22 protein-coding genes are annotated in these 23,597 nt (G+C 73.2%); 11 read left to right on the top strand and 11 right to left on the bottom strand.

Annotated elements, in window-relative coordinates:
* Nucleotides 1-15: 15 nt before the first annotated feature.
* Both ACIG3E_RS03345 and ACIG3E_RS03340 read right to left on the bottom strand, forming a co-directional pair.
* Nucleotides 16-936, bottom strand: coding sequence for an isopenicillin N synthase family dioxygenase (locus ACIG3E_RS03345; RefSeq protein WP_399610596.1), 921 nt, complete (start codon nt 934-936; stop codon nt 16-18).
* 161 nt (nt 937-1,097) lie between these two features.
* Nucleotides 1,098-1,394, bottom strand: a complete 297-nt coding sequence (locus ACIG3E_RS03340) for a PLD nuclease N-terminal domain-containing protein (protein ID WP_366791008.1) — start codon at nt 1,392-1,394, stop codon at nt 1,098-1,100.
* An 88-nt stretch (nt 1,395-1,482) separates the two neighbouring features.
* On the opposite strand from ACIG3E_RS03340, the gene ACIG3E_RS03335 reads away from it, so the two are divergent.
* Genes ACIG3E_RS03335 through ACIG3E_RS03325 form a run of 3 tightly spaced genes read left to right on the top strand, consistent with a single transcriptional unit; the run spans nt 1,483 to nt 4,531 of the window.
* Nucleotides 1,483-2,934, top strand: coding sequence for a menaquinone biosynthesis decarboxylase (locus ACIG3E_RS03335; RefSeq protein ID WP_399610592.1), 1,452 nt, complete (start codon nt 1,483-1,485; stop codon nt 2,932-2,934).
* Nucleotides 2,931-3,833: a menaquinone biosynthesis prenyltransferase MqnP gene (gene mqnP, locus ACIG3E_RS03330; RefSeq protein WP_399610590.1), complete on the top strand. Its 903-nt coding sequence runs from the start codon at nt 2,931-2,933 to the stop codon at nt 3,831-3,833. Before ACIG3E_RS03335 ends, mqnP begins: the two co-directional genes overlap by 4 nt.
* Entirely contained in the window at nt 3,830-4,531 is a 702-nt protein-coding gene (locus ACIG3E_RS03325; protein WP_399610588.1) for a UbiX family flavin prenyltransferase, read from the top strand. The genes mqnP and ACIG3E_RS03325 overlap by 4 nt, the downstream gene beginning before the upstream one ends.
* A gap of 81 nt (nt 4,532-4,612) precedes the next feature.
* Here ACIG3E_RS03325 and ACIG3E_RS03320 read toward each other — a convergent pair whose 3' ends face one another.
* Nucleotides 4,613-4,738, bottom strand: coding sequence for a hypothetical protein (locus ACIG3E_RS03320; RefSeq protein ID WP_267885627.1), 126 nt, complete (start codon nt 4,736-4,738; stop codon nt 4,613-4,615).
* A gap of 139 nt (nt 4,739-4,877) precedes the next feature.
* On the opposite strand from ACIG3E_RS03320, the gene ACIG3E_RS03315 reads away from it, so the two are divergent.
* From ACIG3E_RS03315 to ACIG3E_RS03300, 4 genes are all read left to right on the top strand, one after another.
* Nucleotides 4,878-5,333: an Lrp/AsnC family transcriptional regulator gene (locus ACIG3E_RS03315; protein ID WP_138961196.1), complete on the top strand. Its 456-nt coding sequence runs from the start codon at nt 4,878-4,880 to the stop codon at nt 5,331-5,333.
* 105 nt (nt 5,334-5,438) lie between these two features.
* On the top strand, nt 5,439-6,602 hold the full coding sequence (gene mqnE / locus ACIG3E_RS03310; protein ID WP_399610584.1) for an aminofutalosine synthase MqnE: 1,164 nt from the start codon (nt 5,439-5,441) through the stop codon (nt 6,600-6,602).
* 106 nt (nt 6,603-6,708) lie between these two features.
* Nucleotides 6,709-7,002 carry a DUF4229 domain-containing protein gene (locus tag ACIG3E_RS03305; protein ID WP_399610581.1) on the top strand — a complete coding sequence of 98 codons (294 nt, stop codon included), beginning with the start codon at nt 6,709-6,711 and terminating at the stop codon, nt 7,000-7,002.
* Between the two features lie 347 nt (nt 7,003-7,349).
* Nucleotides 7,350-8,690: a dicarboxylate/amino acid:cation symporter gene (locus ACIG3E_RS03300; protein ID WP_399610578.1), complete on the top strand. Its 1,341-nt coding sequence runs from the start codon at nt 7,350-7,352 to the stop codon at nt 8,688-8,690.
* 97 nt (nt 8,691-8,787) lie between these two features.
* On the opposite strand, the gene ACIG3E_RS03295 is transcribed toward ACIG3E_RS03300, so the two are convergent.
* Nucleotides 8,788-9,612, bottom strand: coding sequence for a MaoC/PaaZ C-terminal domain-containing protein (locus tag ACIG3E_RS03295; protein WP_399610774.1), 825 nt, complete (start codon nt 9,610-9,612; stop codon nt 8,788-8,790).
* Between the two features lie 789 nt (nt 9,613-10,401).
* Nucleotides 10,402-11,718, bottom strand: coding sequence for a 3-oxoacyl-ACP reductase (locus ACIG3E_RS03290; RefSeq protein ID WP_399610576.1), 1,317 nt, complete (start codon nt 11,716-11,718; stop codon nt 10,402-10,404).
* A 393-nt stretch (nt 11,719-12,111) separates the two neighbouring features.
* On the opposite strand from ACIG3E_RS03290, the gene ACIG3E_RS03285 reads away from it, so the two are divergent.
* Complete coding sequence (locus ACIG3E_RS03285; RefSeq protein WP_399610573.1) at nt 12,112-13,635, top strand: alpha/beta hydrolase; 1,524 nt, start codon at nt 12,112-12,114, stop codon at nt 13,633-13,635.
* Nucleotides 13,636-13,648: 13 nt separating this feature from the next.
* On the opposite strand, the gene ACIG3E_RS03280 is transcribed toward ACIG3E_RS03285, so the two are convergent.
* Nucleotides 13,649-14,518 (bottom strand): helix-turn-helix domain-containing protein, encoded by an 870-nt coding sequence (locus ACIG3E_RS03280; RefSeq protein ID WP_399610570.1) that lies wholly within the window; start codon nt 14,516-14,518, stop codon nt 13,649-13,651.
* A 243-nt stretch (nt 14,519-14,761) separates the two neighbouring features.
* Between ACIG3E_RS03280 and ACIG3E_RS03275 the strand changes: the two genes are divergently transcribed.
* Nucleotides 14,762-16,165: an MFS transporter gene (locus tag ACIG3E_RS03275; RefSeq protein WP_399610568.1), complete on the top strand. Its 1,404-nt coding sequence runs from the start codon at nt 14,762-14,764 to the stop codon at nt 16,163-16,165.
* 74 nt (nt 16,166-16,239) lie between these two features.
* Here the strand turns inward: ACIG3E_RS03275 and ACIG3E_RS03270 are convergent, their stop codons facing one another.
* Together ACIG3E_RS03270 and ACIG3E_RS03265 are read right to left on the bottom strand one after the other, a co-directional pair.
* The gene (locus ACIG3E_RS03270; RefSeq protein ID WP_399610566.1) at nt 16,240-17,397 is read right to left on the bottom strand and encodes a lipase family protein; all 1,158 of its coding nucleotides are present in this window, start codon (nt 17,395-17,397) and stop codon (nt 16,240-16,242) included.
* A gap of 98 nt (nt 17,398-17,495) precedes the next feature.
* Nucleotides 17,496-18,539, bottom strand: a complete 1,044-nt coding sequence (locus tag ACIG3E_RS03265) for an AraC family transcriptional regulator (RefSeq protein ID WP_399610564.1) — start codon at nt 18,537-18,539, stop codon at nt 17,496-17,498.
* A gap of 186 nt (nt 18,540-18,725) precedes the next feature.
* Here ACIG3E_RS03265 and ACIG3E_RS03260 point away from each other — a divergent pair, with 186 nt between their 5' ends.
* Nucleotides 18,726-20,492 (top strand): AMP-dependent synthetase/ligase, encoded by a 1,767-nt coding sequence (locus ACIG3E_RS03260; protein ID WP_399610562.1) that lies wholly within the window; start codon nt 18,726-18,728, stop codon nt 20,490-20,492.
* 89 nt (nt 20,493-20,581) lie between these two features.
* On the opposite strand, the gene ACIG3E_RS03255 is transcribed toward ACIG3E_RS03260, so the two are convergent.
* Together ACIG3E_RS03255 and ACIG3E_RS03250 are read right to left on the bottom strand one after the other, a co-directional pair.
* Nucleotides 20,582-20,896, bottom strand: coding sequence for an AzlD domain-containing protein (locus tag ACIG3E_RS03255; protein WP_399610560.1), 315 nt, complete (start codon nt 20,894-20,896; stop codon nt 20,582-20,584).
* Complete coding sequence (locus tag ACIG3E_RS03250) at nt 20,893-21,627, bottom strand: AzlC family ABC transporter permease (RefSeq protein WP_399610557.1); 735 nt, start codon at nt 21,625-21,627, stop codon at nt 20,893-20,895. Before ACIG3E_RS03250 ends, ACIG3E_RS03255 begins: the two co-directional genes overlap by 4 nt.
* A 181-nt stretch (nt 21,628-21,808) precedes the next feature.
* Between ACIG3E_RS03250 and ACIG3E_RS03245 the strand changes: the two genes are divergently transcribed.
* Nucleotides 21,809-22,324, top strand: a complete 516-nt coding sequence (locus tag ACIG3E_RS03245) for a helix-turn-helix domain-containing protein (RefSeq protein WP_242729052.1) — start codon at nt 21,809-21,811, stop codon at nt 22,322-22,324.
* A gap of 27 nt (nt 22,325-22,351) precedes the next feature.
* On the opposite strand, the gene ACIG3E_RS03240 is transcribed toward ACIG3E_RS03245, so the two are convergent.
* Nucleotides 22,352-23,197, bottom strand: coding sequence for a MurR/RpiR family transcriptional regulator (locus ACIG3E_RS03240; protein ID WP_399610555.1), 846 nt, complete (start codon nt 23,195-23,197; stop codon nt 22,352-22,354).
* Between the last annotated feature and the right edge of the window lie 400 nt (nt 23,198-23,597).

The following is a 23,597-nucleotide window of genomic DNA, read 5'->3' as shown; positions in this document are numbered from 1 at the left end:
CGGCGGTCGGCGGCGTCAGCCGGAGGCGATCGCGTCCAGCTGGGCGCGCAGATAGGTGTGCGAGTCGGTGCCGCGCACGTCCGTGCCCGGGTCGCACTCGTAGAAGTACACCAGTGACATCAGCTCCTCGGCGGGCACCTCGGCCGGTGGCGGTAGGACGCGGTGGCGGCCGGAGCGCCAGCGGCCGCCGGTCCAGCGCGCCATCAGATCACCGATGTTGATCGTGAACGCCGCCGGGTCCCAGGGCGCGTCCTGCCAGCCGTCGGCGTCCGTGAACACCTGGAGGCCGCCCCGGCCCGCCTGCCGGTCCAGGACGGTGACCGTGCCGAAGTCGGTGTGCGGGCCGATGCGGAACTGGCCCGGCTCGGGGGTGCCGACCGTGTCCCGGCCCGGATACCAGTTGATGTTGAAGCCCCAGGTGGGGTGGCCGGTGTGGCGGGTGAAGAAGTCCTCGGGCTCGCCGAGCGCGGCCGCGAGCAGTTCGAGGAGCTGGTCGGAGAGCGCGCGCATCAGCGACAGATACGTCTCCACGGGGGTGCGCAGGCCCGGGGTCTCGGCGGGCCAGGTGTTGGGCGCGAACCACTCCGCGTCGACGGCCGGGTCGCCGGTCGGTTCGTCGGCGGCGAAGGACAGCGACTCCTTCAGGTCCGGCGGGGACGGGGTGCCCTCCGCGTAGCTGTTGGCCTCCGCGCCGGGGCCGAGCCAGCCGCGGGCGCCGACCCGTACGGCGTAGCGCTGCTTGGTGGTGGGCGGGAGGCGGAAGAAGGCGCGGGACTCCTCGCGGATGGCTGTGCGCAGGTCGGGCGCCACGTCGTGGCCCGTGACGAGGAGGAAGCCCGCGGTGCGCAGGGCCTCGTCCACGGTCCGGGTGATCTCGTGGCGGGCGCCGGGGGTGCCGGTGCGCCAGGTGCGCAGGTCGACGGTGGGGATCGTCATGGTGCCTATGGTGCCCTCGCGGGGAGCGCCCCAGACCCGCCCCTTCCCGAAACTGGGGGCTCCGCCCCCAGACCCCCGCTCCTCAAACGGGGGTCCCAGGGGGCGGAGCCCCCTGGTTTCGGGAAGGGGCGGGATTGGGGAGGAAGCCCCCGGCAGGGGCCTCAGGCCTCGTCGCGTTTGTCGTCCAGGTCCTTGTTCAGGTTCTTCAAGAACTCGGGGTTGTCGTCGGGGGCGACCCAGCCACCGGACCTACGGGGGCCACCCGCGGCGGGGTGGCGTTTCTTGCCGGTGACGAACCAGGCGATCGGGCCGAGGAGGACCTCGCCGAAGAGGAGGACGATGATGACCCACACCACCTTCGGCAGATGGCGCACTTCCTTCTCGGGCGTGTTGAGCACATCGATGAAGGCGTAGATCCACACGGCCAGGACCAGCAGGAACGGCAGATACCTGAGCATGTGTCGGAGATCCCCCAGGGAGCGGAGTGCGGGCGCCGGGCGTACCCGGTGACGGGGCCAGGGTAGCCGGTGACCGATACTTGACCGCATGGCTTATGACGATCTCCGCTCTCTGCTGAGGGCACTGGAGCGCGAGGGCGAGCTGAAGCGGATCAAGGCCGAGGTCGACCCGTATCTGGAGGTCGGCGAGATCGTCGACCGCGTCCAGAAGTCCGGCGGCCCGGCGCTCCTCTTCGAGAACGTCAAGGGCAGTGACATGCCCCTCGCGATGAACGTGTTCGGGACCGACCGGCGCCTCCTCAAGGCCCTCGGCCTGAAGTCGTACGGCGAGATCAGCGAGAAGATCGGCGGGCTGCTCAGGCCGGAGCTGCCGCAGGGCTTCGTCGGGGTGCGCGAGGCCTTCGGGAAGCTCGGCGCGATGACGCACGTGCCGCCGAAGAAGGTCAAGGACGCGCCGGTCCAGGAGGTCGTGCTCCGGGGCGACGACGTGGACCTGGACCGGCTCCCGGCCCTGTTCACCTGGCCGAAGGACGGCGGGTCCTTCTTCAACCTGGGGCTCACCCACACGAAGGACCCGGAGAGCGGGGTGCGCAACCTCGGGCTCTACCGGCTCCAGCGCCACGACCGGCGCACCATCGGCATGCACTGGCAGATCCACAAGGACAGCCGCAACCACTACCAGGTGGCGGCGCGCCGGGGCGAGCGCCTTCCGGTCGCCATCGCCTTCGGCTGCCCGCCCGCGGTGACGTACGCGTCCACCGCGCCGCTGCCCGGTGACATCGACGAGTACCTCTTCGCGGGCTTCCTCCAGGGCAAGCGGATCGAGATGGTCGACTGCAAGACCGTGCCGCTCCAGGTGCCCGCGCAGGCCGAGGTCGTCCTGGAGGGCTGGCTGGAGCCGGGCGAGATGCTCCCCGAGGGGCCCTTCGGCGACCACACCGGCTTCTACACGCCGCAGGAGCCGTTCCCCGCGCTGACGATCGACTGCGTGACGATGCGCAAGCGGCCGCTGCTCCAGTCGATCGTGGTGGGCCGCCCGCCGACGGAGGACGGCCCGCTGGGCCGGGCGACGGAGCGGTTCTTCCTCCCCCTCCTCAAGATCATCGTTCCGGACATCGTGGACTACCACCTGCCGGAGTCGGGCGGCTTCCACAACTGCGCGATCGTCTCGATCGACAAGAAGTACCCGAAGCACGCGCAGAAGGTCATGCACGCCATCTGGGGCGCGCACATGATGTCCCTGACCAAGCTGATCGTGGTCGTGGACTCCGACTGCGACGTCCACGACCTGCACGAGGTGTCGTGGCGGGCGCTCGGCAACACCGACTACGCCCGTGACCTGACCGTCGTGGAGGGACCGGTCGACCATCTCGACCACGCCTCCTACCAGCAGTTCTGGGGCGGCAAGGCGGGCATCGACGCGACGAAGAAGTGGCCCGAGGAGGGCTACACCCGCGACGGGGGCTGGCCGGACATGGTCGAGTCGGACCCGGACACCGCCGCGCTCGTGGACCGTCGCTGGCGGGAGTACGGCCTGTGAGCTCCGCATCCGCCGCGCTGCCGCAGCCGGGACGTACGAAAGCCTTCCTGCGGCTCGTCATGATCGAGCACTCCGTGTTCGCGCTGCCCTTCGCCTACATCGCGTCCCTGACGGCGATGTACGAGTGGGACAAGAACATCCACTGGGGGCGGCTGCTCCTGGTCACCATCTGCATGGTGGGCCTGCGCACCTTCGCGATGGCCGCGAACCGCATCATCGACCGCGAGATCGACGCCCGTAACCCGCGCACCGCCCACCGCGAGCTGGTCACCGGCGCCGTCACGGTGAAGTCCGCGTGGACCGGCGCGCTCATCGCCGTCGTGGTCTTCCTGGGCTCCGCCGCGCTGCTCAACCCGCTGTGCCTGGCGCTCGCGCCGGTCGCCGTGATCCCGATGGTCGTCTATCCGTACGGCAAGCGGTTCACCAACTTCCCGCAGGCCATCCTCGGTCTCGCGCAGGCCATCGGGCCCGTCGGCGCCTGGCTCGCGATCAGCGGCGAGTGGTCCTGGACCGCGGCGATCCTGGGCCTCGCGGTGGGCGTGTGGATCGGCGGCTTCGACCTGATCTACGCCTGCCAGGACGTGGAGACCGACCGGGAGGTCGGCGTCCTTTCGGTGCCCGCGCGGTTCGGCGTCCCGGCCGCCATCTGGGGCGCGCGCGGCTGCCACGCCGTCGCGACGGCGCTGTTCGTCTGGTACGCCCTGGCCACCGGCGCGGGCGCGTTCTTCTGGCTCGGTCTGCTCATCGTCGCGGGTGCGTTCCTGTACGAGCACTCGATCGTGCGGCCGCACGACCTGTCCCGCCTCAACCGCGCCTTCTTCCAGGTCAACGGCTTCATCGGCATCGCGCTCTTCGTGTGCGCGCTGCTCGACCTGCTGGTGCGCGGGCTCACGGTATGACGGGCGGCGGTGAGCCCGTGGATAGGCTGCGGGGCGTGAACGCGGGAGACACGGAGCGTAGGCCCTGGGTCGTGGGGGTGTCGGGCGCCTCCGGCACCCCGTACGCCGCGGCGGTCCTGCGGGCGCTGCTCGCGGCCGGGGAGAGCGTGGACCTGGTGGTCTCGCGGGCCTCGCGCCTGACGCTGCTCGACGAGACGGGCATCTCCTTCCGGGACGCGCACTGGCGCGAGGACCTGGAGGAGTGGCTGGCACGGGGCGCGGACGGCAAGCCGGGCACGTTCGGGGTGAGCACGGAGGACGTGCGCTACTGGGCGGCCGGTGACCTGGCGGCGGGGCCGTCGTCGGGTTCGTACGCGACGAAGGGGATGCTGATCGTGCCCGCGTCCACGGCGTGCGTGGCCGGGGTGGCGCTGGGTCTTTCGAAGGACCTGCTCCAGCGCGCGGCGAGCGTGACGCTCAAGGAGGGGCGGCGGCTCGTGGTCTGCGTACGGGAGACCCCGTTGAACGGGCAGACGCTGCGGCACCTGGTGAGCCTGGACGAGGCGGGCGCGATCGTGCTGCCCGCCTCTCCGGCGTTCTACGCGGGGGCGACGCACATCCAGGACCTGGTGGACTTCGTCGCCGGGCGAACGCTGGACGCGGCAGGAGTGCCGCACCAGCTGTACCGCCGATGGGAGGGGAAGCTAGGAGGTAGCTAGCGCCCCGAAGGGGCGCGGGGAACTGCGCGACCAGCCACGACGAACCCGCAGCCGATACTGCTCCGCATCCCCGCGACGGGATTAGCGCTTCTTGGCAGCGCGCTTCTTGGCCTTGCGCGCGGCCGCGGCGGACAGGTGGGCACGCGAGCGGTTGGCCTGGTCCTGAAGCTCGCGCATACGGGCGTAGGCCATCTCGATCGTGTACACGGGGAACACTCCTGAAGAATTCGAAGGATCGTCGTTGATCGGCTGAACATCCGGAAGATTCGCAGGGTCTGGACCCTGTTACGCCTTAGATTCTACACGTAGACTCGCGAAAACGCTAAATAATGAAAGGCTTCGACCTATGGATGCCGTGGACAGGCAGCTCATCCAGGCTCTGCGCGAGAACGGCCGTGCCTCCTACGCCGAGCTCGGGCGCCTCGTCGGTCTCTCCGGGCCCAGCGTCACCGACCGCATCAACCGCCTGGAGGCGGCCGGTGTCATCACCGGCTACCGCGCGACGGTCGACTCCGCGTCCCTCGGCCTCGGCGTCACCGCGCTGATCGGCATCTCGCTGTCCGACGCCGCCGACCACGAGGACGTCGCCCGGCGCCTGCGCGACCTGCACGAGATCGAGGACTGCTGGTTCATCGCGGGCGACGACTCGTACATGCTCAAGGTCCGCGCCAACGACGTGGACGGCCTGGAGAAGACCATCCGCCGCCTCAGCGGCACCAAGGGCGTCTCGCGGACGCGGACGACGATCGTCCTCTCCACCAAGTGGGAGAACCGGGTCGGGGAACTTCCCGAGGAGGTCTAGGCGCGGAGCGCCGTCAGGGGGCACCTCCCGCCCGAAGGGTGGGGGAGTACCGTTGGTGCGGTCTGTTGCAGGTCGTCGGTCGGCGGAAAGTTAGAGGTACGGCACATGGACGCAGGGCTCAAGCGCGACCTTGAGCAGAAGGTCCGCTCCGGGGAGCGGCTGTCCCGCGAGGACGGCATCGCCCTGTACGAGTCCGACGACCTGGCCTGGCTCGGCGGTCTCGCCCACGAGGTGCGCACCCGCAAGAACGGCGACGTGGTGCACTTCAACGTCAACCGGCACCTCAACATGACCAACGTGTGCACGGCCTCCTGTGCGTACTGCTCCTTCCAGCGCAAGCCGGGCGAGAAGGACGCGTACACGATGCGCATCGAGGAGGCCGTCCGGCTCGCCAAGGCGATGGAGGCCGACAACCTCACCGAGCTGCACATCGTCAACGGCCTGCACCCGAACCTCCCCTGGCGCTACTACCCGCGCTCGCTGCGGGAGCTGAAGGCCGCGCTGCCGAACGTCTCCCTGAAGGCCTTCACGGCCACCGAGATCCACCACTTCGAGACCATCTCCGGCCTGTCCGCGTCGGAGATCCTCGACGAGCTGATCGACGCCGGTCTGGAGTCGCTGACCGGCGGCGGCGCCGAGATCTTCGACTGGGAGGTCCGCCAGCACATCGTGGACCACAAGACGCACTGGGAGGACTGGTCCCGCATCCACCGCCTGGCGCACGAGAAGGGCCTGAAGACCCCCGCGACGATGCTGTACGGGCACATCGAGGAGCCCCGGCACCGCGTGGACCACGTCCTTCGGCTGCGTGAGCTCCAGGACGAGACCGGCGGCTTCCAGGTCTTCATCCCGCTGCGCTACCAGCACGACTTCGTGGACGTGCAGGACGGCAAGGTCCGCAACCGGCTCCAGGCCCGCACCAAGATGGCCTCCGGCATCGAGGCCCTCAAGACCTTCGCCGTCTCCCGGCTGCTCTTCGACAACGTGCCGCACGTCAAGGTCTTCTGGGTCATGCACGGCCTCGCCACCGCGCAGCTCGCGCTCCAGCACGGCGCGGACGACATGGACGGCTCCGTCGTCGAGTACAAGATCACCCACGACGCGGACAACTTCGGCACGCCGAACAAGCTGACCCGCGACGACCTGCTCGACCTGATCCGCGAGGCCGGGTTCCGCCCGGTGGAGCGCAACACGCGCTACGAGGTCATCCGCGAGTTCGCAGGCCCGGACCGGGAGCTGCGCGAGTCGCCGCAGCCGATGCGGTTCTGACCCGCCTCCTGCGGGGGCGGGTCCCCGTGCTTCACTGGAGGGGCTCGTCCGGCTCGGGCTGATTCGGGATGCTCGGGCCTATGTCGGAACGGAAGAGTGGATTGACATGCTCCGCTACACGCTGATGCGCCTCGGGGTCTTCGCGGGCTGCTTCTTGGTCGTCTGGGGCCTCGTCTACTCCGGCATCGTGCCGCGCGGGCTCGGCGGCTCCAACCTCCTGTGGGTGGCGCTGCTCTCCCTGGTGGTCTCCGCGCCCATCAGCTTCGTCCTCCTGCGCAAGGAGCGCGACCGGGCCTCGGAGAAGGTCGTCGCGAAGGTCGAGAACGTCAAGGCCAACCTGGAGCGCAACCGCACCCAGGAGGACGGCGCCGACGACTCGGCGCGCACCGCGCAGTCGTAAGGTTCGTCACACCCCACTTACCACGCAGCGAACCCCGGTACCGGAGCATGCCGCTCCGGTACCGGGGTTCCGCCGTTTCTGGGACCCTTGGGACCCCTCTTACCTCAAACAAGGGCTTTGATGTACTCAAAGTTCAAGTGTTAACGTGTTCGACATGAAGACAGCAGCCGCGCACCGCAACGCCATGAGCGTCCCGCTCGTGGCGCGCCTGCATGTCGATCTCTGCCGCTGCATGTCCGCGGCCTGTCGCGTCATCTGAACGACTTCGACATCTGCACTGCAGCGGCGCCCGTGACCCCTTCGGGCCGCCGCTCCTCACGTCCCCCGTCATTACCCGGAGTGTGTCCGTGTCCGCGAATTCCGCGTCCCCCACCGACGAGCCCCGATCCGGTTTCCGGATACCCAGGTTCCTCAAGGTGCCCTTCTGGGCCCAGATCCTCGGCGGTCTGGTCCTCGGCGTCCTGCTCGGCTGGCTCGCCCGCAGCCAGGACATCAGCTGGCTCGTCACCACCCTCTCCAAGGTCGGCGACACCTTCATCGGCCTGCTCAAGCTGGCCGTCGCCCCGCTGGTGTTCTTCGCCATCCTGATCTCGATCACCAATCTGCGGAAGGTCAACAACGCCGCGCGGCTCGCGACCCGGACGCTCCTCTGGTTCATGATCACGTCGCTGATCGCGGTCGTCATCGGCCTCGTCATCGGCCTGGTCACCAACCCCGGCGCGGGCACGGGCCTGACCCCCAAGGACGGCGCGAAGCCCGAGCACGAGGGCTCCTGGATCGACTTCCTCACCGGCATCATCCCGACCGACGTCATCACGCCGTTCACCCAGCTGAACGTCCTGCAGATCGTCTTCATGGCCGCCGTCGCGGGCATCGCCATCCTCAAGATCGGTGACGAGAAGGCCAAGCCCCTCCTGGACCTCAGCGAGTCCGTCCTCGCGCTGCTCCAGAAGGCCCTGTGGTGGGTCATCAAGCTCTCCCCGATCGGCACCATCGGCCTCATCGGCTTCGCCATCGCCGACTACGGCTGGAACCTGATCAGCAAGTACGCCACCTTCACCGCGGACATCTACATCGGCTGCGCCCTGGTGATGTTCGGCGTCTACCCGCTGCTGCTCGCGTTCGCCGCCAAGGTCAACCCGCTCCAGTTCTTCAAGGGCGCCTGGCCCGCCATCCAGCTGGCCTTCGTCTCCCGCTCCTCCGTCGGCACGATGCCGGTCACGCAGAAGGTCACCGAGCGCCTCGGCGTGCCGAAGGAGTACACGTCCTTCGCGGTGCCGTTCGGCGCCACCACCAAGATGGACGGCTGCGCCGCGATCTACCCGGCGATCGCCGCGATCTTCGTCGCGCAGATCTTCGACGTGCACATGGGCATCAAGGAGTACCTGCTCATCGCCTTCGTCTCGGTGGTCGGCTCCGCGGCCACGGCCGGTCTCACGGGCGCCACGGTCATGCTGACGCTGACCCTGTCCACGCTCGGCCTGCCCATGGAGGGCGTCGGCCTGCTGCTCGCCATCGACCCGGTCCTCGACATGATGCGCACCGCCACGAACGTCGCGGGCCAGGCCCTGGTCCCCGTCGTGGTCGCGGCCCGCGAGAACATCCTCGACCGCGAGGCGTACGAGCACGCGTCGGCTTCGCCGCTCGACGAACCGCTGGACGACGGGCCGCTGCCCGCCGCCGCGTAGGCGAGCGTCCGCCCCGTACGGCCGTGCCCCGCACCGGAACTCCGGTGCGGGGCACGGCCGTACGCCGATCCGTGGGCCCTTGGCGGGGCGTTCCTGGTCACCGCCCCGCCAGCGGCTCCACCCGGCCGCGCAGGTGCGGGCGTCCCGCGCTGTCGCGCAGTTCGAAGTCCTGCCCTCGGCGGCCGTACGTCACGGTCGCGGGCAGCAGTACGGGCGCCCGGAACCCGGCGGTCACGCGGACCGGTTCGGTGTCGTCGAGCCCGTACTCCGCCAGGCAGCGGGCGAAGGTCCACATGCCGTGGGCGATCGCGCGCGGGAAGCCGAAGGGGCGGGCCGTGAGTGGGTGCAGATGGATGGGGTTGCGGTCGCCGGAGACGGCGCCGTAGCGGCGGCCCAGACCGGCCGCGAGGTGCCACCGCGCGCCGGTGGGCAGCGGGGGCTCCGCGCCGGGGCTCCGCCCGGGTGCCGTCGTGGGGGTGCGGTGGCGGGCGAGGTAGGTGCTGCGGGACTCCCACAGGACGGTTCCGGCGACGGCTGCCTCCAGGGCCACGGTGGCCTCGGTGCCGCGGTGGTGCGGGGTCAGCCGCTCCACGTACGCGGTGAGGTCGAGCTCGTCCGTGAGCCGTGGGGCGCGGTGCCGTACGACCTCGATGGAGGTGTGCACCAGGCCGAGCAGGGGCAGCGGGAAGGCCCGGGCGGCCAGGAGGCGGGTGGTGAGGGGGAAAGCGAGGACGTGTGGGTACGGCAGGGGGACGGTGGCCCCGGTGGGGGCGAACCCGCAGATCCGGCGGTACGCGTCCACTCGGCCGGGTGCGATCCGGGCGCGGCCCTGCCGACCCGGCGGCCCGGGGTGCCCGGTGCCCGGGCGCTTGAAGGGGGAGAGGAGGGCGCCCTTGAGGAGGGTGAGGGGGAGCGGGGCCATGGGCATGGGGGCCTTTCGTGGGGGTTGGCGTGACGGTTGCTCGGCGCCGGGGCCGCGCCTCTGCGGCCGGGCCGGGTACAGCACCACCGGGGCGGGCCCACCCACCCGCCCCTTTCCTCAGGCCCCGGCTCCGCTGGGGCAGGGGGCGCCGCGCTGCGCGCGGGCGGGGTGGGCCCACCCACCCGCCCCCGCCAGGGCGGGAGAGTTGCGTGGCACCCGGGTTGGGCCCGGGCGTCCGGCCTTGCGGGGCATGGAGCCTTTCACAGGGGGTTGGTGCGGCGGTTGCTCGGCGCTTGGGGCTGTGCGCCCACCTGTTTCGCCCTGCGGGACGGGTGGGCACGGCAGGCAGGGCCCGCCCGTCCCACCGTTGGCGCCGGTGAAGTCGCAAGGCGCGGCGCTCCGCGTCGGGGCCGGACGGGCGAAGCCGAGGTGTTTCGGGTGGGTGGGTGGGAGAACCGCCGCGGTAGCGGCGGCGGCGACCGCTGAGCGGTGGCGCGGACGCGTCGGGGTCCGGCCTCGCAAGGCCGGGGACCTGCGGGCGGGTGGGCGGGAGAGCCCGGGGCGCAAGCGTGGCAGGGCGTGGGGCAGGGCCCGGGGTGGAAGCGCCGCAGGGCCCGGGGTGGGCGTGGGGCTGGGCCCGGGGTGGGAGCTCGGCAGGGCCGGGGTGGGCGTAGGGCAGGGGCCGGGGCGGACGTAGGGGTGGGCCCGGGTGGGGGTGTGGCGTGGCTGGGGCCGGGCTTGTGGGGTCGGGGTGTAGCGGGAGGGCATGGCTCAAGCACAGCGCTGGCGTCACGCGCCGAGGAGGCTCTGGCCACACACCCGTAAAACCTGGCCGTTCACCCCACCGAGGGCCAGCCACGCCACCGCCTCGGCGACGTCGACGGGCTGACCTCCCTGCGCCAGGGAGTTCAGGCGGCGCCCGGCCTCGCGGATGAGGAGGGGCACGGCCGCGGTCATGCGGGTCTCGATGAAGCCGGGGGCCACCGCGTTGACGGCGATGCCGTGCTCGGCGAGGGCCCGGGGCGCGAGGGACCGGACGAGGCCGGTGACGCCCGCCTTGGCGGCGGCGTAGTTGGTCTGCCCGGCGTTGCCCGCGAGCCCCGCGACGGACGCGGTGGCGACGACGCTGCCGCCGCGCCGCAGGGTGCCGCACTTCAGGAGGAAGTCGGTGGTGCGCAGGACGCTGCCCAGGTTGACGTCGATGACCGGACTCCAGCGGTCGGCGGCCATGTTGGCGAGGCGCCGGTCGCGGGTGATGCCCGCGTTGTGGACGAGGACGTCGAGGCCGTCGGGCAGGGCGGCGGCGATCCGCTCGCCCGCGTCGTCGGCGGTGATGTCGAGGGTCAGCGGGGTGCCGCCGACGCGCTCGGCGACGCGTACGAGATCGGTGTGCGCGGCGGGCACGTCGAGGGCGACGACGTGGGCGCCGTCGCGGGCCAGGACCTGGGCGATGGCCTCGCCTATGCCGCGTGCCGCCCCGGTGACGAGTGCGGTGCGGCACGCCAACGGCCGTTCCGGTTCCGGGGGTTCGGGGACGCTCTCGTCGTGGAGGGTGGCCTCGATGGTCTGGCCGCTGACGTACGCGGACTTGGGGGAGAGGAGGAAGCGCAGGGCGGGCAGGGCGGCGGGCGCGGAGGTGGTGCGGACGAGGGTCGCGGTGCTGCCCCGGCCGAGCTCCTTCGCGAGGGAGCGTACGAACCCGTCGAGGGCCTGTTGCGCGGCGGCCTGGTGGTGGTCGGCCGGGGAGGGCGGCGCGCCGAGGACGACGACGCGGCCGCAGTCCGCGAGCGACCGCACCACGGGGTGCAGCGTGGCGTGCACGTCCACGAGGGCGGTGACGGTGGCGACCCCCGTCGCGTCCAGGACGACGGCGGCGGGGCGCCGGGTGCCCAACGGCCCGGCGTGCGGCGGCAGTCCGGTGCGGGTGAGCACCTCGTGCAGGCCGGGCAGCGGTACGTCGCCCGCCGTGAGGTGCAGCAACGGGCCTTCGAGCGCGGGGTGTTCGGGCGACCAGCGGCGCAGCGGCACGGGCCGGGGCAGGCCGAGCCCGCGGGTGAGGAACCGGCCGGGCGCGGTGCGGGTGAACGTCAGATAGCGGTCGGCCATGGCCCAGCTCCCAGCTCGGTCTGTCTCGGCGGGACGAGCAGGCGTCCGCCCGCTTCCCCTGGACGTCCGTCCGCTTCCCGCAGGCGTCCGCCCGCGTCCCGCAGACGTCCGCCCGCGTCCCGCAGACGTCCGCCCGCGTCCCACAGACGTCCGCCCACTTCCCAACGGGCGTACACCCGCTTCAATTTACCCTTCAGTAAGGTTACTCAATGGTCAGGAGACGGTCGAGGGATACCGCCGAATCCCGGCCGGGCTCGTGGCCGCGGCGGGGAGGGCCGCGCCCCCGCATCCCTCCTGATCAGGGGCGATCACGGGGCGTAGCCACGCTGGGGGGCGGGGTGCGGCCGGGGCGCCTAGCCTTGCGGAAGGGGACCGCACCTCTTGGAGGCCGCCGTGCGCATACCGGCGCTCACGGGCGTCACCGCCCTCGCCCTGGCCCTCACGGCCCTGCCCGCCACCACGACGGGATCCGCGCCCCCACGGCCGGACCTCAAGCGCTTCTACGCCCAGAAGGTCAAGTGGGCCGCCTGCACGCCACAGAAGCAGAACCTCCCGGAGACGGTCACGAAGAACGCGGACGTCCGTTGCGGCACGCTCACCGTGCCGCTCGACTACGCGCGGCCGGGGTCCGGCACCGTCGACCTGGCCATGCTGAAGGTGAAGGCCAGCGGCAAGAAGCGCGGCTCGCTCCTGGTGAACTTCGGCGGCCCCGGCGGCCCCGGAGTGGCCGGGCTCGGGGCCGATCTGAAGGGCTTCGGGGACCTCGGCAAGGGCTATGACGTGGTGGGCTTCGACCCGCGGGGGGTGGGCCTGAGCGAGCCCGTGAGCTGCGGCGACGAACCGGAGCCCGAGGGGCTCGACGACCCGGACGACGCGGCGGCCGTCCTGGAGCAGCTGCGCGCGACCGCCGAGCGCTGCACCAAGGAGTCGGGCCCCGTCCTGGAGCACATCGGCACCGTGAACGTCTCGCGCGACATGGACGTCATGCGCGCGGCCCTCGGCGACAAGAAGCTCAACTACCTGGGCTTCTCGTACGGGACGCGGCTCGGCGCGGTGTACGCGGCGCAGTTCCCGAAGAAGGTCGGGCGCATGGTGCTCGACGGCGTGGACACGCTGACGGAACCCGTCGACGAGCAGGGGCTCGTGTCCGCCGAGGGGCAGCAGACAGCGCTCGACAACTTCCTGCTGTGGTGCACGAAGAACGCCGGGTGCGTGTTCGGCGACGACTCGCGCCGGGCCAGGGAGACCATGGTGAAGGTCATCGAGGACCTCGACGCGATGCCGCTGCGCTCCACGGACGGCGAGAAGTTCACCGGGCAGGACGTGGTGAGCGTGATCGGCTCCGCCCTGTACAGCCGTCAGGCCTGGCCCGCCCTGTCGCAGGCGCTCGGCGCGCTGCTCGCCGACGGCGACCCGCGGGCGCTGCTGCGCGTCGGCGGCGCCGGGGGCATGGGGCGCCAGGACGTGCCCCAGGACAACGAGACCGCCGCGCTCGCCGCGGTGAACTGCGCCGACGACCCCGACCGGCCGGACGCGCGCAAGGTGGAGAAGGAGATCGGGCGGCTCCAGCGGGAGTTCAAGGAGGCCTCGCCGGTCTTCGGCGAGCACAACCTGGGGCTCGTCCTGATGTGCTTCGGCTGGCCCGCGGGCACCTCGTACATCCGCGAGGACGTACGGGACGTCGACACGCCGAAGCTCCTGCTCGTCGGGACGCGGGGCGACCCGGCGACGCCGTACCGCTGGACGGTGGAGACCGCGGAGCGGCTCGGCTCGGCCGCGGTCGTGCTCGACAACAAGGGCGACGGGCACACCGGCTACTTCGGCTCCAAGTGCGTGAAGGCGAAGGTCGACGGGTTCCTGCTGTACAAGGAGCTGCCGAAGAACGGGAGTTCGTGCTCGGCGGAGTGGCGGGAGTGACCTCCCGCCACCCCTAGGGCCTGTCCGACCCGGCCGTCGTGCGGGCCGCGGAGTCCAGGCGCAGGAGTGCCGCCTCGTCGGCCGTGCCCGGCTCGGCCTGGTAGGTGACCAGGCGCTGGCCGCCGGTGCGGGCCAGGGACATGACCTCGTACGTGAGGGTCATCGGGCCGACCTTGGGGTGCGCGAAGGACTTGACGCCGCCGCCGCGCTCGCAGACCTCGTAGCGGTCCCAGAGGCGGGCGAAGTCGGGGGACTTGAGCATCAGTTCGCCCACGACGGCGGTCAGGCGCGGGGAGTTGGGGTCGCGGCCGCCGACCGCGCGCAGATGCGCGATGGACAGGGCGACCGTCTCCTCCCACGGGACGTAGAGGGTGCGGCCCACGGGGTGCAGGAAGAGATAGCGCACGAGGTTGCGCTCCGGCGCGGGCCAGTCCCACAGGCCCGGCATGAGGCGGCGGCCCGGCGCGTTCGCGGCGAGCATGTCGCTGTGCGGGCTCACCACGTACGCGGGCAGCGGGCGCAGCGCCTCCAGCATCCGGTGCACGGACTCACGGACGGTGGACTCGTCGGTGGGGCGCGGTTCGGAGAGGCGGCCCGAGGCCAGCTCCGCCAGCTCGTGCAGCCGCTCGTGGGCGTCGCCGCGCAGGTGCAGGGCGCGTGCCAGGGCGTCGACGACGGCCGGTGACGGGTTGGTCTCGCGGCCGCGCTCCAGGCGCGTGTAGTAGTCGACGCTCACCCCGGCGAGGGTCGCCAGCTCCTCGCGGCGCAGGCCCGGCGTCCGCCGGATGCCCGCACCGGCCGGGAGCCCCGCGTCCTCGGGGCGGATCTGGGCGCGGCGCGCCCGCAGATAGCGGCCGAGCTCGGTCCCGCCGTTGTTCTTCATACGTTCATTGTCCCCGGCCCCGGGGCGTTGTGGGGGGCCGTGTCAGGGCCAGGAACACGGCGGTCTGCCGGGGGCGGCGGCCAGGGCGGAGGCTGTTCCCACCGCCGCTCCGCGCCGGGCCTTCGCCGCTCCGCGGCCCGGGGCCTTGCCGCTCCGCGGCCGTGCTCCGCCGCTCCGCGCCGGTCTCCCACCCGCCCGTCCCCCACTCCGCCGCTCCGCGACGGCCCCAAGAGAGGACCCCTCATGGCCGCAGCCACAACGCTCCACCCTCCGATCGCCCCCGCGGCCCCACCGACCCCACCGACCCCCCGCGCGGGCACCGCCCTCCTCGCCTCCCTCCTCGGCTTCACCGTCATCACCGTCGACGTCTCCGCCGTCAACATCGCCCTGCCGGACATCGGCTCCTCGCTGCACGGCGGCATGACGGGCTTGCAGTGGGTCGTGGACGCGTACACGCTGATGTTCGCGGCGCTGATGATCTCCGCGGGGGCGCTCGCCGACCGGGCGGGGGCGCGGCGCGCCTACGCCTGGGGCACCGCCCTGTTCACGCTCGCCTCGCTGGCCTGCGCCCTCGCCCCCGGCATCGGCGCGCTCATCGCCGCCCGGGTCGCCCAGGGGGCCGCGGCCGCCGTCGTGATGCCCGCCTCGCTCGCGCTGATCCGGCAGGCGTACGACGACGCCAAGCGCCGCGCCCGCGCCATCGCGCTGTGGACGGTGGGCGGCTCCGCCGCGATGGCCGCGGGCCCGGTGCTCGGCGGCGTCCTGACCCAGACGGTCGGCTGGCGCGCGGTCTTCCTGCTCAACCTGCCGCTGGGCGCCCTGATCCTGGCGCTGCTCGCCCGCACCGCGCCCTCGCCGCGCCGCCCGGCACCCCTTGACGTGCCCGGCCAGCTCACCGCCGTGCTCGGCCTCGGCGCCCTCGCGTACGCCGTCATCGAGGGCGGGCACGCGGGTCCGACGAACCCCTCGGTGCTGTTCGCGGCGGGGCTCGCGGTGGCCGCGGCCTTCGCCTTCCGCGCCGCCGAACGGCGCCACCCGGCGCCGATGGTGCCGCTGTCCCTGCTGCGCAGGGGCGAGGTCAGCGCGTCGCTGGCGGTCGGCTTCGCGGTGAACGCGGGCTTCTACGGGGTGGTGTTCCTGCTCGGCCTGTACCTCCAGCAGCTGCGGGGCATGTCGGCGGTGGCGGCGGGCCTGACGTTCGTGCCGCTCGCGGTGCTCATCACCTCGACGAACCTCGTCTCGCCCCGGTTCGCGGAGCGGGCGGGCCGCCGCCCGGTGATCGTGACCGGCCAACTGATCCTGGCCGTGGCCATGTTCGCGCTGCTCCCGCTCGCGGCGGACACCCCGATGTGGCTGGTCCTCGTCCTCCTCGTACCGACCGGCATCGGCGGCGCGCTCGCCGTGCCCGCGCTGACGGCCCTGCTGATGGACGCGGTCCCCGGCCACCGCGCGGGCACGGCCTCCGGCCTCCTCAACTCGCTGCGCCAGACCGGCGGCGCGCTCTCGGTGGCGCTGTTCGGGGCGCTCATCGGCAGCGGCGGTGGCTTCTCGCTGACCGGCATGCGCCAGGGGCTCGTGGTGGTGGGCCTGGTGCTGCTCGGCACGGCGGCGCTCTCGGTGTGGCGGCTGCCGAGAGGGCGGCGCTGAAGCCGCGCCGCGCTCCGAACGCGCCGCGTGAGCGGGGTCCCGGCTCGCGCGGCGCGCGTTTCAGGGGGCGGGGCTCAGCAGTTGCCGGGGGCGGGCTTGTCGGCGAAGCGGTCGGCCAGCCACTGGGTCGCCAGGGGCGACTGGGTGATGACGCCGCTGACGTGTTCGCCGACCGGGATCGTGTGCCACTCGACCCGCGCGCCCTTCGCGCACCAGTCCTCGCGGACCTGCTTGCCGACGCCGTACGGGATCAGCTCGTCGGCGAGCGCGTGGTAGAGGTACACCGGCGCGTCGGGGGCGCGCGTGCCGACCTGGGACTCGCGCAGGCGCTGGCGCCAGTCGGGCTGCTCCAGCGGGTTCTTGGTGGTCACGTCGCTGATCTTCTTGAAGGCGCCGAGGGCCGAGCCGTCCGCCACGCAGCTGGTGCGCAGCGCGCCGATGAGGGACGTGCCGAGCGGGTTGAGGTACGACTCCAGCTTCAGCTCGGGGAACGCCGCGTTCTGGCCGATCGCCGCCATGAAGATCAGGCCCGCGCCGTACGAGCCGTCGTTGAAGGCGGCCACCTTCGGCAGGTCGCCGGGCACGCCGCCGGTCGCCGTGCCCTTCACCTTCAGGTCGGGGGCGTAGCTTCCGTGCAGCTCCGCCGCCCAGGAAGTGGCCTGGCCGCCCTGGGAGTAGCCCATGATGCCGACCGGGGAGTCCTTCGTGAGGCCCGCCTCGGGCAGCCGGATCGCGGCGCGGGCCGCGTCGAGGACGGCGTGGCCCGCGGAGCGGCCGACCGTGTAGGTGTGGTCGCCGGGCGTGCCGAGGCCCTCGTAGTCGGTGACGACGACGGCCCAGCCGCGCAGGGTGAGCTGCTGGATGAGGTTGGCTTCGAGGGTGGTGCCGCGCGGGAAGCCCGCGCTCGGCGCGCACTGGTCGCCGACGCCGACCGTGCCGACGGCGTACGTGATCAGCGGGCGCGGGCCCGGGCGCCCGTCCTGCGGGACGATGACCGTGCCGGAGACGGTGTTCGGCTCGCCCTTCGCCGTCGTCGAGCGGTAGTGGATCTTCCAGGCCTTGGTGTGCGTGGGCTGGCCGGGCAGCGGGTGGAAGGCGCTCGGCTCGGTCTTGACGAGGTCACCCGGAGCCTTCGCGTCGTCCGCGTGCGCGGGGGTGGAGGCGAGCGTCGCGGCCGCCAGGCCCGCCGCCGCCGTCACCGCCAGCCATCTGAAGGACGTCCGTACGTGCATGCGGGTCTCCCAACTGTGCGTGGGGGACTGGGCCGTTGGTCGCCCAGACGCCGACGACCGTAGTGACCCGCGAGGAGGCACGGGGCTGACGGGAACGCTCAGCTTCGTTGACCGCCGGGACCATCGCCGTTCGCGTGGCCGTCGCGGTACGCGTACCGGTACGCGCCCGGTGTCGTCCCCGTCCACCGCCGGAACGCCCGGTGGAACGCCGTGTCCTCCGAGAAGCCGAGCCGCGCCGCGAGGTCCGCGATCGGCTCCCGGCCCTCCGCGAGCCCGGCGATCGCCGCGTCCCGCCGCACCGCGTCCTTCAGCTCCTGGTACGACGTGGACTCCAGCGCGAGGCGGCGGCGCAGCGTCGACGGGCTGAGCGCCAGGCGCGCCGCGATCTCGCCGAGCGAGGGCAGGCGCGGCGAGGCGCGCAGCCCGGTGGCGAGGGCCCTGCGCACCTGCTCGGCGACCGTGGTGCCGTAGTCGCGCCGCGAGAGCAGGTCGAAGGGGGCCCGGCGCAGCATCGCCGCGAGCGCGTCCTCATCCCGCACGAGCGGCGCGTTCAGCCAGTGCGGGGCGAGCCCGGCGCCGGTGCGCTCGGCGCCGAAGCGCACGGGGCAGCCGAAGAGCAGCTCGTACTCGTCCTTGTGCGGGGGCGGCGGATGCCCGAAGTCGGCCCAGCGCAGCGGGATGCGGCGGCCGATCAGCCAGCTGCACAGCCGGTGCCAGATGATGACGAGGCACTCGGCGAGGAAGAAGTCCTGCTCCAGGTCGTTGCGCACGGTGAAGACGGCGGCGTCCGGGGCGCGGGTGAGGACGAGGTCGGGGCCGCCGGGGAAGAGCCCGTAGAAGGTGACCCCGCGCTCCATGGCCGCGCCCAGGTCGCGGCAGCCGAGCGCGGCGTAGCACATCATCGCGAAGGTGCCGGGCCTGCTGGGCGAGGAGCCGAGGCCGAGGAACTCGTCGTGCGTCGTCCGGTACAGCTCCCGGAAGAGCCGGGCGAACTGGGGCGCGGTGATCCGGGCCCGGTCGTCGCCGAGCAGCAGGGGCGGGATCTGGGCGGTCTGGAGCAGGGGCACGGGGTCGATGCCGCGCCGCTCCACGCCGCGCAGCACGGCCCGCACGTGGTGCACGGTGATCGTCCGCCTGGCCATGACCATGACGTTAGCCGCAGGGCACCTGCTCAAGAAGGGTGTGCCCGCCGACGCACGCGGGGTTGGCCGATTCCCGGCGGGGCGCGGTGGTGTTCCTGGCAGGGGCGCGGTGGTGAGCACACGGGTCAGCCGTGGTGACGTTTCGCGTCATGCCGTCCGGCCGGTCCGCGTCCCTAGCGTCGACGCATGACGGATCAGCTGACGCTCCGGCCCCCGACCCTGTCCGTGCTCGCGGAGTGGGCGGCGGACCGCCACGGCGCGCTGCCCGCCCTGCGGTTCAAGCGCGCGGGGCGGTGGCGGGAGGTGTCGTACGAGGCCCTGCGCGCCGAGGCGCGGCGGGTGGGCCGGGCGCTGATCGGCAGGGGCGTCGCGCCCGGCGACCGGGTCGCGGTGCTCGCCGAGACCCGCCCCGAGTGGACGTACGCGCACCTGGGGGTGCTCGCGGCGGGCGCGGTTCTCGTGCCCGTGTATCCGACGGCGGGCGCCGACGAACTGGCCTGGGTCCTCGGGGACTCCGGCGCCTCGGTGGTGCTGTGCGAGGACGCGGCGCGCGTCGCCGAGGTGGAGCGGCTGCGCGGCGAACTGCCGGGGCTGCGCGGGCTCGTGGCGATGACCGACCCGCGGGCGTACGAGGACGCCGAGGGGGTCACCGACGAGGCGCTGCTCGACCGGGCGGGCGGCCGCGGCCCCGCGGACCCCGCGACCGTCATCTACACCTCGGGCACCACCGGACCGCCCAAGGGCTGCGTGCTCACCCACGGCAACCTCGGAGCCGTGCAGGACGCCTCGCTGCCGCTCATCGAGGGCGGCCCCGGAGACGCGACGTACCTCTATCTGCCGCTCGCGCACCTGCTCGCGCAGCTCATCGAGGTGACGACGCTCATCGAGGGCGGCACGGTCGTGTACTTCGGCGGCCGGATCGAGGACGTCGTCGCCGAGCTGGCCGAGGCGCGGCCGACGCATCTGCCGTCGGTGCCGCGCCTGTTCGAGAAGGTGTACTCGACGGTCCTCTCGCTCGCGGAGTCCCGCGACGGCGGGCGCGAGCGCTTCGCGGAGGCCGTGCGCGTCGGCGTCCTCGCGGCGGACGGCGCGTTGCCGCCGGAGCTCGGGGAAACGTACGAGGCCGCGGACGAGGCGCTGTTCGCGCCGGTCAGACAGGCGCTCGGGGGCCGCGTGCGGTGGGCCCTCACCGGCGGTGCGCCGATCGCCCCGCACGTCCTGGACTTCCTGCGGGCCTGCGGCATCCAGGTCTTCGAGGGGTACGGGATGACGGAGTCCGGCGGCGTCATCACCCTCAACCACCCCGGCGCGGTCAAGTACGGCACGGTGGGGCGGCCCATCGCGGGCTGCGAGGTGCGGATCGCGGACGACGGGGAGGTCCTCGCGCGCGGGCCCCACGTGTTCCCCGGCTACCACGGCGACCCGGCCGCGACCCGCGCGGCGCTCGACGCCGACGGCTGGCTGCACACCGGCGACCTGGGCGCGCTCGACGAGGACGGCTACCTCACCCTCATCGGGCGCAAGAAGGACCTGATCATCACCTCGGGAGGCAAGAACCTGACGCCCTCGCTGACCGAACTCGCCGTCCAGGCCTCGCGGTTCGTCTCGCGCGCGGTCCTCGTCGGCGACCGGCGGCCCTACCCGGTCGCGCTGATCACCCTCGACGCGGAGGAGGTCACGGGGTGGGCGGGGCGCGCGGGCGTCACCCTCACCGAGCCGCTCGCGGCCGATCCGACGGTCCGCGCCCTGGTCCAGGAGGCGGTCGACGAGGCCAACGCGCGGGTGTCGCGCCCGGCGCGGATCCGCGGCTTCGCCGTCCTGGAGGAGGACTTCACGGTGGAGTCGGGGCTCCTCACGCCGAGCCTGAAGGTGCGGCGGCGGGCGGTGGCGGAGCGGTACGGGGCGGTGGTGGAGGAGCTGTACGGGGGGCTGCGGCGGGGTGGCGAGGCGTAGCCGGGGCCACGGGGGGCCTGCGCCGAGGGGCGGGCGGCGAGGCCTAACAGGGGCGGGCTACCGGGCTGTTGGGATACCGGGCTACCTGGCTACGGCAGCCCGGCGAGGCGCAGCAGGGCCGTGGCGCCCGCCGCGCCGAGGACCACCATCACGAAGGGCGCGCGCTTCCAGGCGAGCGCCGCCCCCACCAGGACTCCCGCCGGGCGCGCCCAGCCCGCGAAGGCGTGCCCCTCGGTGAAGGCGCCGGTCGCGAGGAGCGCGACGAGGATCACGGTGGCCGCGACGGCCAGCAACTCCTGGACCCGTGCGGGCAGTTCGACCCGGCCGTGGAGCAGCGGCCCGGCGAGCCGGAAGACATAGGTCCCGGCGGCCAGGGCCAGGACGCAGACGAGCTGGGCGTTCATGCCGCACCTCCGGCGGGACGGTGGCCGACGGCGAGCAGGCCGAGGAGCGCGAGCAGCACGGGCAGGCCCGCGGGCAGCACCGGCGCGGCCGCCACGGCGAGCACCGCGCCGAGGGCGGCGGCCCGGCGCGCGCCGCCGTCGGCGTCGCGCAGGACGGGCAGGACGAGGGCCACGAGCACGGCGGGGAAGGCCGCGTCGAGGCCGAACCGGGCGGTGTCGCCGAGCGCGGAGCCAGCCAGCGCGCCCGCGACGACGCTCGCGTTCCAGGCCACGAACAGGCCGATCCCGGATATCCAGAAGGCGGCCCTGCGCCGCCGCGCGTCGGGCTGGGCCAGGACGAACGCCGCCGTCTCGTCGGTGACCAGGTGCGCGCCCACGAGCCGCGCCGCCCAGGAGCGGCCCAGGCTGTCGGCCACGGCCAGGCTGAAGGCCGCGGTGCGGGTGTTGAGCAGCAGCCCGGTCGCGGCGGCCGCCGCCGGGCCGCCGCCCGAGGTGAGCACGGCGACCGCGCTGAACTGGGCGGAGCCCGCGTACACGAACAGCGACATGGTGACCGGCACCCACACCGGCAGGCCGCCCGCGACGGCGATCGCGCCGAAGGACACACCGACGACGAGGTCGGCGAGCAGGACGAGGGCGATGTCGCGGAGCACGTCGGAGGGCAGGTCGGAGAAGCGGACGAACCCGGTTGTTCGCTCTGCCGGGTCATCCGTTCGCTGTGTCGAACGCATGCCCCGTAGGATGGTTCAGGGGGATCATGTTCGTCAAGGCGAACGAATGGACTGGTATGCCGAACGGTCGGGAGTCGAAACGGTGAGGACGGACCGCAACACCGAAGGCGCCGGAGACGGCGCGGAAGCCCCACGCGCCCCCCGGGCCCCGCGCGCCCCGCGCGAATGGGTCGCTGAGGCGCTGCGTCGGGAGCGGGCGCGCGCCGGGCTCTCCCTCTCCGAGCTGGCCAAGCGCGCCGGAATCGCCAAGTCCACGCTGTCCCAGCTGGAGGCGGCGACCGGAAACCCGGGCATCGAGACGGTCTGGGCGCTCGCCGTAGCGCTCGGCGTGCCGTTCAGCGCGCTCATGGAGTCGCCCGCCCCCGCCGTCACCGTGATCCGCGCGGGCGAGGGCCCGACCATGCACGCGGAGCGCTCCTCGTACGCGGGCACGCTGCTGTCCAGGGGCCCGTCAGGGCTGCGTCGCGACATCTACCACGGCGCCATGGAGCCCGGCCCGGCGCGCGAGTCCGACCCGCACAACCCCGGCACCGTGGAGCACCTGATCGTCTCCACCGGCCGCCTCCTGGCGGGCCCCCGCGACGAGCCGGTGGAGCTGTCCCCCGGCGACTACATGGCGTACCGGGGCGATGTGCCGCACGCGTACGAGGCGCTGGTGCCGGGGACGACGTTCGTGCTGGTCATGCAGCACGTGTAGGGCGGGCCCGGGGGTCCGGGCGGGGTGCTACCCCTTGCGCGGCCGGGGTGCCAGCAACTGCTCGCGCAGGGCCGTCAGCTGATGGGACGTGTCCACGGCCCTGGCCTCGTCGAGCGTGGTCAGCGCGAGGAGCAGGACGTCCGCCACGACCAGGGCGGTCAACGCCTCGGTGGTGATCCCCGTAGGTGTGTGCGGGGCGGTGAGCACCGCGTCCACGCGCCCCCCGTACCGCTCGGCGAGCTCGTCCGTCACCAGCAGGACGCGCGCGCCCACCGCCCGCGCCCGCTCGATGAGCACGGAGAGCTCCGCCAGGTCCCGGCCCGGCTGGAAGATCACCACGGCGTCGCCCTGGCGCAGCGCGAGCAGGTGGTCGGCGAGCGCGAACCCGGTCGCGCCCACGTACCGCGCGCGTCGGCCGACGCGGCCCAGGGTGAGGGCCAGATGGCGGGCGGCCAGCTCGGACGCGGCGACGCCGTACGCGTGGATCTCGCCCGCGTCGGCGAGGACGCCGACGGCCGTGCGCAGCGCGTCGTCGGGGGTGAGGCGGCGGGCGTGCTCGATGCGCTCCTGCGCCTCGTCGAAGACCTCGTCCCAGATGCCGCCGAGGTCGCGGCCGACGTGCGCGATGCGCTTGGCGAGCCGCACCTCGGGGGCGACCGCCGCCGTGAAGTCCGTGGCGAGGTCGCGCTTGAGCGCGGGCAGGCCCGCGTAGCCGAGGCGCTGGAGGGCGCGGACCACCGTGGCGTTGCTGGTCCCGCTGGCCGAGCCGAGCTCCTGCGCGGAGGCGAAGAGGAGGGACTCGGCGGGCACGCTCGCCAGGTACTGGGCGACGGCGCGCTCGGAGGCGGACAGGGTCTCCCACTGCCCACGCACGGCGCTACGCAACCGCGCGGCACCACCTGCACCGTCCGGTCCGCCCGTCGCCACGCCCGTCGACCCGCCCGCCGGTCCGCCTACCGGTCCTTCGGCCGATGCGCCCGTCGATCCCGCCGTCGGTCCGCCCGCCGCCCCGCCCGCCGGTCTGCCCGTCGGTCCGCCTGTCGGTCTGCCCGTCGGTCCGCCTGTCGGTCCGTCGGCCGGTCCTCCCGTCGATGCGCCCGTCGGTCTGTCGGCCGGTCCGCCCGTCGATCCTCCCGCCGGTCCGGCCGACGCCCCCGTCGATCCCGCCGTCGGTCCGCCCGCGGTGCCGGTCCCGCCCGCCTCGCCCGCAGTTCTGTTCGGCCCGTCCACGGCTCCGCCCTCCGGCGGCACGGCTCCGCCCTCCGGCGGCTCT

The organism is Streptomyces sp. NPDC053474 (assembly GCF_044544845.1).
Classification (GTDB): Bacteria; Actinomycetota; Actinomycetes; order Streptomycetales; family Streptomycetaceae; genus Streptomyces.
Note: the sequence above shows the minus strand (reverse complement) of the source record. Positions and strands in the feature narration are given on the sequence as shown.